Origin of the sequence: Arthrobacter globiformis (genome assembly GCF_030815865.1) — a bacterium.
In the GTDB taxonomy this organism is placed as follows: Bacteria; Actinomycetota; Actinomycetes; order Actinomycetales; family Micrococcaceae; genus Arthrobacter; species Arthrobacter globiformis_B.
In genome coordinates, this window is the sequence record NZ_JAUSXI010000001.1 from 1764658 (window position 1) to 1776884 (window position 12227).

Genomic DNA, 12227 nt, shown 5'->3' on the forward strand with positions numbered 1-12227 from the left:
CGAGTACCTGATACTGGTGCCGCGGGCGCCAGTACGCGATTAACTAATAGTGGCAGCGGAAGCCGGGCTGATCTCCCCTCCGAAGCTGCCACCAGATTTTCCAGGTCTCGCACCAGATTTCCGGCCCCAAAGGCCGGGTAAGGCGGGGCCGGCGACGTCAGAGCCTTCTGAGACCGAGGCTCTCCCCCCAGCCGTCGCCGGTCCTTTGAAGTAGTAAGTCCGCAACAAGCGAATATCTGACGGCATGATAAGGGCGGCCCGCAGCGACGAGGGCCGCCCTTCGCATGCGCCCCGATCAGGCGGGCTCCGCTCCTGCCATGCTGCGGCCAAAGGTGCTGTGGGACAATTGAGATGTACCTCAAGGCACCCAAGGAGTCCCATTGGCCGTAGTATCAACGCCAACCACGCTGACGCGTGCCCTTTCTGCGATGGACAATGCTGAGGTCCTGCGGATCCGCAACGACTTTCCGGTGCTGAACCAGACGGTCAACGGCCGCCCGCTCATCTACCTGGATTCCGGCGCCACCTCGCAGAATCCGCTGAGCGTCATCGAGGCCGAGCAGGAATTCTACGAGCAGCGGAACGCTGCCGTGCACCGCGGTGCCCACCACCTTGCCGTGGAGGCCACCGAGGTGTTCGAGGACGCCCGGCAGACCGTGGCCGACTTTGTCGGGGCGTCCTACGAGGAGATCGTCTGGACCTCCAACGCCACCGAAGGCCTGAACGTCATCAGCTATGCGCTGTCGAACGCCGCCCTGTGGGCAGCCCAGGGACGCGGCGGCTCCCGGCTGCGGGACTTGGCTCTGGGACCCGGCGATGAAATCGTGGTCACCGAAATGGAGCACCACGCAAACCTGATTCCCTGGCAGGAACTGGCCTACCGGACAGGTGCCACGCTGCGTCACATCCCGCTGGACGACGCCGGGGTGCTGCGGATGGATGAGGCAGCGGAAATCGTGGGGGAGCGTACCAGGCTGCTGGCGTTCACCCACGCCTCGAATGTGCTGGGCACCATCAACCCGGTCAGCGATCTTGTGGCCCTCGCCCGGCGGGCAGGCGCCCTGGTGGTGCTGGATGCGTGCCAGTCGGCACCGCACCTCGCCCTGGACGTCAAGCAGTTGGATGTCGACTTCGCTGTTTTTTCCGGCCACAAGATGCTGGGGCCAACCGGCGTCGGCGTGCTTTACGGCAAGCAGGAGCTCTTGGACGTGCTCCCACCGGTCCTGACCGGCGGTTCCATGATCACCACCGTGACCATGGAACGCGCGGAGTACCTCCCCGCACCGCAGCGGTTTGAAGCCGGCACCCAGAAAATTTCGCAGGCGGTGGCCCTTGCCGCCGCGGTCAACTATCTGACGGAAACCGGCATCGACCGGGTGCATCGCTGGGAGTCCGAGCTCGGCCAGCGGATGGTGGCGGGCCTGGAAGCCATCGACGGCGTCCGCGTGCTGGGTCCGGCCGCCGGCCAGGACCGCATAGGGCTGGCGGCCTTTGACGTTGCCGGTGTCCACGCGCACGACGTCGGCCAGTTCCTTGACGCGCGGGGCATAGCGGTCCGCGTGGGCCACCATTGCGCGCAGCCGCTGCACCGGCGCCTGGGCCTGACGGCCACCACCCGGGCCAGCGCCTACTTGTACAACACCACCGACGACGTGGACGAATTCCTGGACGCAGTGTCCGGAGTCCGCGCCTACTTCCGGGCCTAGCCCGGATCCCCGACGACAGGTACCTGAGCATGAGCCTCGACCAGCTTTACCAGCAGATCATCCTGGACCACTCCAAGGCCCGGCACGGCAGCGGATTGGCCGCCACGGCTGCCCCGGACGGCGCGTCCACCGGCCAATCACACCAGCTCAATCCCGTGTGCGGCGACGAGGTCACCCTGCGCGTGGCCGTGGACCACGGCACGGTGACTCAGCTGGCGTGGGACGGGGCCGGCTGCTCGATCTCCATGGCCTCCGCTTCCGTGCTGAGCGAGCTGGCCGAGGGCATGACCGTGGACGAACTCCGCTCGGTGATCGGGAACTTCCGCGATGTCCTGCGGTCCCGGGGAAAGATCTCTGCCGACCCGGAAATCCTCGGCGACGCAGCTGCCTTTGAAGGCGTGGCCCGCTACGCCGCGAGGGTGAAATGCGCCATGATCTCCTGGGTTGCGGCCGAGGATGCCCTGAACCAGGCGGCCTGAGGGCCGGTTTTCACAGGTCCCGTTCCGACCGTTCGAAGACATCCGGCACGCCGTCGCCGTCGTCGTCCCTTGCCTCCTCCGCTTCAAGGCGGCGGTAGTGCCTGTTGCGGGCCTTAAGCACGACGGCGGCCAACGCTGCGGCAGTCAGCGAACCGGCCAGGATGGCAACCTTTGCGTGATCGTCCTTGGTCGAGCCCGATCCGAAACTCAGTTCGGCGATCAGCAGGGAGACCGTGAAGCCCACGCCCGCCAGGAGGGAAAGCCCCGCGACGTCGACCCACTTCAGTCCGTCGTCGAGCTGCGCGCGGGTGGTTTTCGTGACGAGGAATGTTGTCCCCAACACGCCGATGGCTTTGCCAACGATCAGCGCTGTCACGATGCCCACCGCCACCGGGTCGGACAGGGCAGACATGAGTCCCGTAGTTCCGCCGAGCGCAACGCCCGCCGAGAAGAATGCGAAGACAGGAACCGCGAAGCCTGCAGACAATGGACGTAGCCGGTGTTCCAGGCGTGCAGCCATGCCGGTGGCGCCGTCGTCAATGGTGCTGACGTCGGTGGCGCCTGAGTGGCTGTACCGCCGCGAGGCCGCCACCGGAACGGTGAAGCCGAGCAGGACGCCAGCCACCGTGGCGTGGATGCCGGAAACATGCACGAGTGCCCACGTGGCCGCCGCCAGCGGCAGGAGCAGGTACCAGTGGCTCACCCGCTTCTGCACCAGCCACGCGAACAGAGCCAGCGGGACAAGGGCGGCGAGCAGCAGGGCCGGCTGGAGCCCGGAGGAGTAGAAGAACGCGATGATGCCGATGGCGATCAGGTCATCCACCACGGCGAGGGTCAGCAGGAACGTCCTCAGAGCGGCGGGCAGGTGGGTGTTGATGACAGCCAGCACTGCCAGCGCGAACGCAATGTCGGTGGCGGTGGGGATGGCCCAGCCCCTGAGCGCCTCGGCGCCCGCATTCCAGGTAATGAAGGAGTAGATGATGGCCGGGACAGCCACCCCGCCCGCTGCCGCCGTCACCGGAACGACCGCGCGGGACGGCCTGCGCAGATCGCCGGAGACAAACTCGCGTTTCAGTTCCAGGCCGGCAATGAAGAAGAACAGTGCCAGCAGTCCGTCGGACGCCCAGTGCCCCAGGGTCAGTTGCAGGTGCCAGGGCTCGTAGCCCAGCTTGAAGTCACGCAATCCAAAGTAGGCGTCGGCGGCGGGGGAGTTGGCCCAGATCAGCGCTGCGGCTGTAGCGGCGAGGAGGAGTGCGCCGCCTACGGTCTCCGTCCGGAGGATGGCGGCAATGCGCAGATACTCCGAATACGTGGAACGGCTGAAAACCCGGAACTTTCGGGCTGGGACAGGTGGCTTGGGCATTGGAGCTCCTCGCGAAGGGTCGACAAAAATCTTGCCGACCAGACTTCCCGGCGCACCTTTTGGACTAGCTTATCTGACTGGCGAAGATCCCTGGTTGAGCTTGTCGAAACCCGGGTTCCGACAAGCTCAACCAGCGGACCCAGCCGGTGCCAGTGAGCCCGCGCCGTCAGCTGACGAGCGCCGCGATTCCGATGGCGGCCGTGGCGGCCCCCAGCACCATGGATACCGTCACCAGGACAATATGGACGGTGAGGAACTTCGTGGCCTTGCCGGCGGCGTCCCGTGCCCGCGGGTCCTTCATGACGCGGCGCAGGAACTGCGGCCACACCGCCAGGGACCACACGCCCGAAACGATCAGGACCAGGGCAAGGAAGGCAGGGACGTCCACGGGGCTAGTGGCTTTCGAGCCAGGCCTGGGCCTGCTGCGACTGGATGTTCAGCGCCTTGCCCACCATGGGCTCGGCGGCGTCGGCAATCTTGCCGCCCAGGAACGGCACGGAGGAGGTGACGTTGCCAACAAGCTCAACCCGCGTGCTGCCGCCGTCCGCCACGAGACGCTGGACAGCGGACACGTCGATCGGCGCGCCGGCGATCTTCAGGGAGATGGTGCTCTGGCGCGAACCGTCGGCTGCCGGGGCGTCCCAGTTTTCCACCTGGGTCACCTTCAGGCTATCGCCGACGAACTTGCGGGCGATTTCCGGCAGGCGCGTCGTGGGGAGGGTGCGCACCGACGTGGTGCTGAATTCCCCGGCGATGTCGCCCGCCACGGTGAAGGACTCGAGGCTGCCGCCGACGTATTCGCTGGTGTGGCGCTGGAAGTCCTCGTTCGCGAAGACTGCGATGACGCTGTCGACGCCGTGGGGAAGGGTGGTGGATGCACTCAGTGCCATAGATCCTCCGTCGTTGTGGGGTCAGAACGCTTTTTGCTCCCCACATCCTACGGGGTTGGCCGCCCCTCCCCGGCACCCGGACGTCGGGCATCGGACTCTGCGACGCGGGATTTCTCCCCGGCGGACAGCCTCCGGGCCGCCGCGGTGATGTTGCGGGACATGGCCGGGAAGATGATGCTGTGGAACGGAAAAACGGCCAGCCAGTAGAGCCGGCCGCTGAGTCCTCTGGGGAAGAAAATCGCCCGCTGGCGGTAAAGGCAACCGGAGCCGTCTGGCTCCACGCAGAGCTCCAGCCAGGCGCGTCCCGGTGCACGCATTTCTGCCCGCAGCCGGAGCAGGCGGCCGCGCTCCATCCGTTCCACGCGCCACCAGTCCACAACCTCACCGGCCACCAGATGGCGCGGATGCCGCCGGCCGCGGAGCAGGCCCGCTCCGCCCGAGAGCTTGTCCAGCCAGCCGCGGACGCTCCACGCCAGTGGGAGCGAGTACCAGCCGTTGCGGCCGCCGATCCCCTCGATGATCGTCCACACGTGTGCCCGGTCCACATCGCTGGCAAAGGTCCGTTCGTCGACATAGACCCTGTGCCCGGCCCAACCCGGATCGCTCGGCAGCGGGTCGGCATCCGCGCCGGAGTTGGCCCAGGTGGTTTCCACCTGGCCGTCGCGTTCCTTGCCGAGCGCCAGGGCCACGGCCCTGCGGTAGCCGGTAAGACCGCCGTCGGGCTGCTTGATGTAGTTGTCGATGTCGTGTTCTGCCGAGACGGCATCGTGCTGCAGGGACTGGACCAGCGGGACGGACATGGACAGCGGAATCGGAGTCACCAGGGCAACCCATAATCCGGCCAGCCTGGGTGCCGGCACTGGAAGTGCCAGGACCGGCCGCGGCGGCAGGCCTGCCTCGGCCGCGTACACCTTCATCATGCCGGCGTACGTCAGAACATCCCGGGAGCCGATGTCGAAGGTGCGGTTGAGGGGTTCCGCCAGTGCGGCGGCTCCGACGAGGTAGTAGAGCACGTCCCGTACGGCGATGGCTTCGATCCGGTTGCGGACCCAGCTGGGCGCCGGCATAAGGGGCAGGGTTTCGGCGAGGTGGCGGATCATTTCGAACGACGCCGAGCCGGAGCCGATGACCACCCCGGCCTGGAACACGATGGCGTCCACCGGGCCGGAGAGGAATACCTCGCCCACCGCCTCGCGGGAGCGCATGTGCGTTGACAGTGCCGTGTTGCGCGGGTGCAGGCCGCCCAAATAAACGATTCGCCGGACCGAGGCAGCCGAGGCGGCACCGGCCACAAGCTCGGCCATGGCCTTTTCCTTGGCCTCGAAACCGGAGCCCGCCGCCATGGAATGGACCAGGTAAAACAGTACGTCCACGCCCTGCAGGGCTTCCTCCAGTGCCGCGGAGTCGTCGAGGCTGCTGCGGACCACTTCCACGTCGTCGAACCACGGCACGTCGGCAATTTTCTCCGGGGACCGGACCAGCACCTTGACGCGGTGGCCGGCGTCCAGCAGCCGGGGGACCAGCCGCCCGCCGATGTACCCCGTGGCGCCGGTGACAAGCACTGTCCGGGCCTCGAGGTTGGCGCCGGCCCGCGCCGTGCCGCTGTCATTTCCGCTGCTGTCATTTCCGGTTTGGTCGCTCACTGGCGTCTCCTTGGGGCGGCGGCATGGCTGTGCGAACTTCAAGATGTGCTGTACCTCACCTGCTCAGCAAGCTTAGCAATGCGGCACCCGGGGCCTGGATGCCGCGTGCGTGCCCGCAGGGGTAGGCTGGAAGCCCCGGCATTCGCAAGAATCTCGGCTTTTCGTGTTGCCTGCGTTCGAATGAGATTCCAGGAGATCCTGCCCATGAGCTCCAAAGGCCAGAGCCCCACCGGCCAGCCCTCTAACGGCCTGCCCCTCAACGGCCTGCGCGGCGCCCTTCATGCGGACAGGACGTTCGCCCGGGTGCAGGCCGAGGCGGCGCGGAGCTTCAGCGTCCGCAGCGAGGACTACCAGATCAGCGCCCCGGCAGGTTTGCGGCCCGTGCTCCTGGCGGAGATGGCGGACGGCCTGCTGAACGCAGCGGAAAATGACGGCCCCGCCGCGGATCACGCCGCGCCGGGGGTGGTCCTGGCCGTCACCGCCACGGGACGCGAGGCCGAGGATCTTGCCGCCGCGCTCCGCGCCTACCTGCCGGCCAACGCCGTGGCCGAGTTCCCCAGCTGGGAAACCCTCCCGCACGAGCGACTGTCCCCGCGTTCGGACACGGTGGGCCGCCGCCTGTCGGTCCTGCGGCGCCTGGCGCATCCTGAAGACCCAGCCCACAGTGATAGCGCAAGGCACCCTGATGGCGCAGCCCACCCGGAAAACGCAGCCCACAGTGATAGCGCAAGGCACCCTGATGGCGCAGCCCACCCGGAAAACGCAGCCGGCCCCCTCCGCGTGGTGGTGGCCCCGGTCCGGGCCGTGGTCCAGCCGATCGTGGCCGGCCTGGGGGAACTGGTTCCGGTGACGCTGAAGGTCGGCCAGGAGGTCCCGTTCAATGACGTGATCCGTAACCTCGCGGCCGCCGCTTACTCCCGGGTGGACATGGTCACGCACCGCGGCGAATTTGCCGTCCGCGGCGGCATCCTTGACGTGTTCCCACCCACCGAGGACCACCCCATCCGGGTGGAGTTCTTCGGCGACGAGGTGGACCAGATGCGCTGGTTCGCCGTCGCTGACCAGCGCTCGCTGTCCGCCCCCGGCGTGCATCACCCCACCGAACTCCACGCCCCGCCCTGCCGGGAAATTCTCATTACCCCCTCGGTCATGTCCCGGGCTGCCACGCTGAAGTCCCAGCTTCCCCCGGCTGCGGACATGCTGGAGAAGATCGCCGGCGGCATTGCCGTGGAGGGCATGGAATCCCTGGCGCCTGTGCTGGTGGACGCGATGGTCCCGTTCATGGAGCAGCTGCCCGCAGGGTCCATCTCGGTGGTCATCGAACCTGAGAAGGTCCGCACCCGCGCCCACGACCTCGCGGCCACGAACGAGGAGTTCCTGGAAGCAGCGTGGTCCACGGCCTCCGACGGCGGGACCGCGCCGCTGGACCTGAGTTCGCAGGCCTCAGCCGCCCTGCATTCCGCCAGCTTCCGGTCGCTGGCCGAGACCCGCTCTGCGGCGCTGGGGCATGAGGTGTCCTGGTGGTCCATCACGTCGCTGGCCACGGACGAGGAACTGACGCCGGACATCGACGTGCTCAATCTTCACGCCCGCGAACCGCGCGGCTACCAGGGCGACGTGGCAGAAATGATGGACTTTATCGGTTCGCACGTGCGGGACCAGTGGCGGATCGTGGTGGCCACCGAAGGCCCGGGCCCGGCGCAGCGCCTGGCCGAACTGTTCCACGACGCCGACATTCCCTGCGCCCGGGTGGACACACTGGACCACGAACCCCAGGCGGGGATCATCGAGGTGACCACTGCCGCCGTCGGACGCGGTTTTGTCCTGGACGGACTGAAACTCGGTCTCCTGACCGAGGCCGACCTGCTGGGCCGCACCTCCGCAGGCTCCACGAAGGACATGCGCCGCATGCCGTCCAAACGGCGGAACGCCGTGGATCCGCTGCAGCTGGTGGCCGGCGACCATGTGGTGCACGAACAGCACGGCATCGGCCGGTTCGTGGAACTGATCCAGCGTAAGGTGGCCGGGGGCGGTGACGGCGTCCGCGAGTACCTCGTGCTGGAGTACGCGGCATCGAAGCGCGGTGCGCCGGGGGACAGGCTGTTCGTGCCCACCGACCAGCTGGACCAGGTGACCCGCTACGTCGGCGGCGACACGCCCGCGCTCAGCAAAATGGGCGGCGCGGACTGGGCCAGCACCAAGTCCAAGGCGCGCCGGGCGGTCAAGGAAATCGCCGGTGAGCTCATCCGGCTCTACTCGGCCCGGATGGCCTCTCGCGGCCATGCCTTCGCGCCGGACACGCCGTGGCAGCGCGAGCTGGAGGAGGCCTTCCCCTACGTGGAGACCCCGGACCAGCTCACCACCATCAACGAGGTCAAGGCCGACATGGAGCGGGAGATCCCCATGGACCGGCTGGTCTCCGGCGACGTCGGCTACGGCAAGACCGAGATCGCCGTCCGCGCGGCCTTCAAAGCGGTGCAGGACGGCAAGCAGGTGGCGGTACTGGTGCCCACCACGCTGCTGGCCCAGCAGCACTATGAAACGTTCACTGAGCGGTTCTCCGGCTTCCCGCTGCGCGTCAAGCCGCTGTCCCGGTTCCAGGCGTCCAAGGAAGCCAAGGAAACGGCCGAGGGCGTGAAGAACGGCTCCGTGGACGTAGTGATCGGCACGCACCGGCTGCTGTCCAAGGACTTTGAATTCAAGGACCTGGGCCTGGTGATCGTGGACGAGGAGCAGCGCTTCGGCGTCGAGCACAAGGAAGCGCTGAAGAAGATGCGCACCAATGTCGACGTCCTGGCCATGAGTGCTACCCCGATTCCGCGGACCCTGGAGATGTCCCTGACCGGCATCCGCGAAACGTCCACACTGGCCACCCCGCCGGAGGAGCGCCACCCCGTGCTCACCTATGTGGGCCCGTACACCGACAAGCAGACGTCCGCTGCCATCCGCCGCGAACTGATGCGCGAGGGCCAGGTGTTCCTCGTCCACAACCGCGTGTCCACGATTGAAAAGACCGCAGCCAAAATCCGCGAACTCGTCCCCGAAGCCAGGGTCGAGGTGGCACACGGCAAGATGTCCGAGAGCCGCCTGGAGCAGATGATCGTGGACTTTTGGGAGAAGCGCTTCGACGTCCTCGTGTGCACCACCATCATCGAAACGGGCCTGGACATCTCCAACGCCAACACCCTGATTGTGGACGGCGCGGACAAGTACGGCCTGTCGCAACTCCACCAGTTGCGCGGACGCGTCGGCCGCGGACGCGAACGCGCCTACGCCTACTTCCTCTACCCCTCCGAGAAGCCCCTGGGCGAGGTGGCGCTGGAACGGCTGAAGGCCGTGGCCACCCACAACGAACTCGGCGCGGGCATGCAGCTAGCCATGAAGGACCTGGAAATCCGCGGCGCCGGCAACCTGCTGGGCGGTGAACAGTCCGGCCACATCCAGGGCGTCGGCTTCGACCTCTACATCCGGCTGGTGGGCGAGGCCGTGGCCGAGTACCGCGGTGAAGCCGAGGAGAAGGCCGCCGAGATGAAGATCGAGCTGCCCGTGAACGCGCACCTGCCGCACGACTACGTGCCGGGGGAGCGGCTGCGGCTGGAGGCCTACCGGAAGCTGGCGTCGGCACTCACCAACGAAGACATCGACGAAGTCCTCGCCGAGCTCGTGGACCGCTACGGCGAGCCGCCACTGCCCGCACAGAACCTCGTCGCCGTGGCACGCTTCAGGGTGGGTGCCCGCGAAGCCGGGCTCTCCGACGTCGCCCTGCAGGGGAACTTCATCAAGTTCTCCCCGGCGCAGCTGCCCGAATCGAAGACCATGCGGCTCAACCGCATGTACCCGGGCGCGCAGTCCAAGCCCGCCCTCGACGCCGTTCTGATCCCCAAGCCAAAGACGGCAAAGATCGGCGGCCGTGACCTGCAGGACGCCGAAATCCTGGCTTGGGCCGACGGCGTCATCCGCAACATCTTCTCGGACGCCCCTGTCCCCGCCGAAGCCACGAAGGGCTAGCTGTGATGGGAGGACATCACGCCGCGTCAGGGGCCGCGGCGTGGGTGGCGATTGCCTCGACGGGGCCATACACCCTGGGCTGGTATCCGCTGGACGCCACCGGAGTGCTGATCGGCGGCATGGCGACGGCGGGCACCGCCCTCGTGTGCGACTGGGACCACCGCTCCAGCACAGTGGCGCATTCGCTGCCGCCGCTGTCCAACGTGATCGCGGTCGGCATCGAGAATGCCAGCGGCGGCCACCGACAGGGTACGCATTCGGTGCTGGGGGCGGCCATGTTCGTGCTGCTCGCCGCAGTTGCGGCGCAGATTCAGGTGGACACGCCGTGGGGCGTGCTGTCCGTCGGCGCCGGGCTGCTGTGCATGTTCATGATCAACATCGCCGCCAAGGCCCTGAAGCTGTTTCCGAAGTCCGGCTGGATCACCAACTGGGTCTTCGCCCTGGTCATGGCCGGCCTGGTGACTTGGTTTGCGCCCGACCAGTGGACGTGGCTGCCCATGTCCATGCTGATCGGCGTCGTGGTCCACATTGTGGGGGACATGGTGACCACGGGGGGTGTTCCGCTTCTCTGGCCGCTGATGATCAAACCGCCAAGGTTCCTGCGCCGGTTGTGGGTGTTGAGGAACTTCTGGCGGCCCAACGGCGCCTTCTCCATCCCGCTGCTGGGCCGGGCCGGGTCGCGGCGGGAGTGGCTGGTGCTGATTCCGGTGAGCGGCTACGCCATGGTGGGAATGTGCCTGGCGGCCTGGTCGCTGGCCGACACGCATTTTCCTGCGGCGCTGGCACTGGCCGGCCGGCTGGCCAGCAGCCTGCTCGGACTAACCTGAGACCCGGACTTTCCGTGGTTCACGGTCGGCGTCAGGTGCTCGCCGTGGAGTCCTTAGTTCCAGCCTTTGCCCCCACATGGTGCCGGCCAGCACCAGCACCACACCACAAATGCCGGTAGGGCCCAAAACATCGCCGGCCAGTGTCACGCCGATGACCGCTGCCCATACCGGCTCGGTTCCGAGCAGGAGGCTCACCCTGGTGGGGGAAGTCTTGCGTACCGCCCACATCTGAATGAAGAACGGAAACACAGTGCATACGGTTACGAGGTAGGCCATCTGGAGTACCGAGGACCAGTTCATGCTTCCGGCATAAGTCGTGATTGGCGTGCCCCAGAGACTGGACATAATGAGAAACACCAGCCCGCAGGTGGCCATCTGCACGAAGGTCAGGTTCAGCGAGTCGATGCTGCGGCGTGCAGAGAGCCGATGCATCCCGGTCACGTGTACCGCACGTGCAATGGCGGCCAGCAGGATCAGCAGATCGCCGAATCCGAAGGATGCGGCGGCGCCGCCCGTGGCAAGGAAGTACACGCCGGCAATCGCAACCACCGCGGCCAAGTAGAACAACCGACTCAGCTTTCGCTTACCGACGACGGTTTCCAGGACCGGCGTCATCACGATGGTCAGGCTGATGATGAGCCCGGCGTTGGTCGCGCTGGTCGCGGCGATGCCGAAGGTTTCGAAAGTGAAGACGGTGGAAAGCAGCAGGCCAAGAATGCCACCGACCACCGCCTCGGTCTTCTTCAAGCGTTTCCGCATCATGACGAGAATCAGGCCAAGCGCGGCGGCGGTCAGCAACATGCGGACAGTGAGAACTGCCAGCACCGTGTCCTGGGTGACCAATTCCTTTGCTACCCAGTACGTCGAGCCCCAGGCCACGGCGACGGTGAGCAGCAGTGCGTCCACAACGGATGCCCGCCTTGCTGTGGTCCGGGTGGGGCCGCGATCAGCCACAGCTCAACCCGCCCAAGATGAGTTCCTCAGAACGCACGGCATAGCCTTCCTTTTCTGTTAAAAAGCTGAAGCCCCGGAACATTCCGGGGCTTCGGCTTCAAAGTCTGCGCGGCGTTTAGTACTCGCCAGCGCTGTCCGAGCGGCCGGTGATGGTCTGCGGGATCCAGAAGGCTAGGGCGAACAGGCCAAGGCACACGGCCATCGGCCACGGGTTCTCCAGGGACAGGAAGGACAGCGAGTAGATGGCGCCCAGGAACAGAGCCATGATCACCACGAAGAGAACGATGCTGCCAGCCAGGGGGTTCTCGTTCTGGGGCGTCTTTACTTGCTGGTCAATCTTGCTGGACATTCATTCCT

10 protein-coding genes are annotated in these 12227 nt (G+C 66.6%); 4 read left to right on the top strand and 6 right to left on the bottom strand.

What is annotated here, in order from left to right:
- Positions 1-380: 380 nt before the first annotated feature.
- The gene (locus QFZ33_RS08100; protein ID WP_307026427.1) at positions 381-1706 is read left to right on the top strand and encodes a SufS family cysteine desulfurase; all 1326 of its coding nucleotides are present in this window, start codon (positions 381-383) and stop codon (positions 1704-1706) included.
- 29 nt (positions 1707-1735) lie between these two features.
- Complete coding sequence (sufU, locus tag QFZ33_RS08105) at positions 1736-2185, top strand: Fe-S cluster assembly sulfur transfer protein SufU (protein WP_307026429.1); 450 nt, start codon at positions 1736-1738, stop codon at positions 2183-2185.
- A 10-nt stretch (positions 2186-2195) separates the two neighbouring features.
- On the opposite strand, the gene nhaA is transcribed toward sufU, so the two are convergent.
- The 4 genes from nhaA to QFZ33_RS08125 all read right to left on the bottom strand — a co-directional run bounded on the left by nhaA (position 2196) and on the right by QFZ33_RS08125 (position 6000).
- Entirely contained in the window at positions 2196-3548 is a 1353-nt protein-coding gene (gene nhaA, locus QFZ33_RS08110) for a Na+/H+ antiporter NhaA (RefSeq protein ID WP_307026431.1), read from the bottom strand.
- Between the two features lie 166 nt (positions 3549-3714).
- On the bottom strand, positions 3715-3936 hold the full coding sequence (locus QFZ33_RS08115) for an SCO4848 family membrane protein (RefSeq protein WP_307026433.1): 222 nt from the start codon (positions 3934-3936) through the stop codon (positions 3715-3717).
- Between the two features lie 4 nt (positions 3937-3940).
- Positions 3941-4438: a DUF2505 domain-containing protein gene (locus tag QFZ33_RS08120; protein ID WP_307026436.1), complete on the bottom strand. Its 498-nt coding sequence runs from the start codon at positions 4436-4438 to the stop codon at positions 3941-3943.
- 47 nt (positions 4439-4485) lie between these two features.
- Positions 4486-6000: an SDR family oxidoreductase gene (locus QFZ33_RS08125; protein WP_307031718.1), complete on the bottom strand. Its 1515-nt coding sequence runs from the start codon at positions 5998-6000 to the stop codon at positions 4486-4488.
- 285 nt (positions 6001-6285) lie between these two features.
- On the opposite strand from QFZ33_RS08125, the gene mfd reads away from it, so the two are divergent.
- Both mfd and QFZ33_RS08135 read left to right on the top strand, forming a co-directional pair.
- Positions 6286-10089, top strand: coding sequence for a transcription-repair coupling factor (gene mfd / locus QFZ33_RS08130; protein WP_307026438.1), 3804 nt, complete (start codon positions 6286-6288; stop codon positions 10087-10089).
- Between the two features lie 5 nt (positions 10090-10094).
- A complete protein-coding gene (locus tag QFZ33_RS08135; RefSeq protein ID WP_307026440.1) occupies positions 10095-10916 on the top strand; it encodes a metal-dependent hydrolase in 822 nt (273 codons plus the stop codon).
- Here the strand turns inward: QFZ33_RS08135 and QFZ33_RS08140 are convergent.
- Together QFZ33_RS08140 and QFZ33_RS08145 are read right to left on the bottom strand one after the other, a co-directional pair.
- Positions 10908-11870 (bottom strand): DMT family transporter, encoded by a 963-nt coding sequence (locus tag QFZ33_RS08140; RefSeq protein WP_307026442.1) that lies wholly within the window; start codon positions 11868-11870, stop codon positions 10908-10910. The genes QFZ33_RS08135 and QFZ33_RS08140 overlap by 9 nt on opposite strands.
- 115 nt (positions 11871-11985) lie before the next feature.
- A complete protein-coding gene (locus QFZ33_RS08145; RefSeq protein ID WP_003801920.1) occupies positions 11986-12219 on the bottom strand; it encodes a hypothetical protein in 234 nt (77 codons plus the stop codon).
- Between the last annotated feature and the right edge of the window lie 8 nt (positions 12220-12227).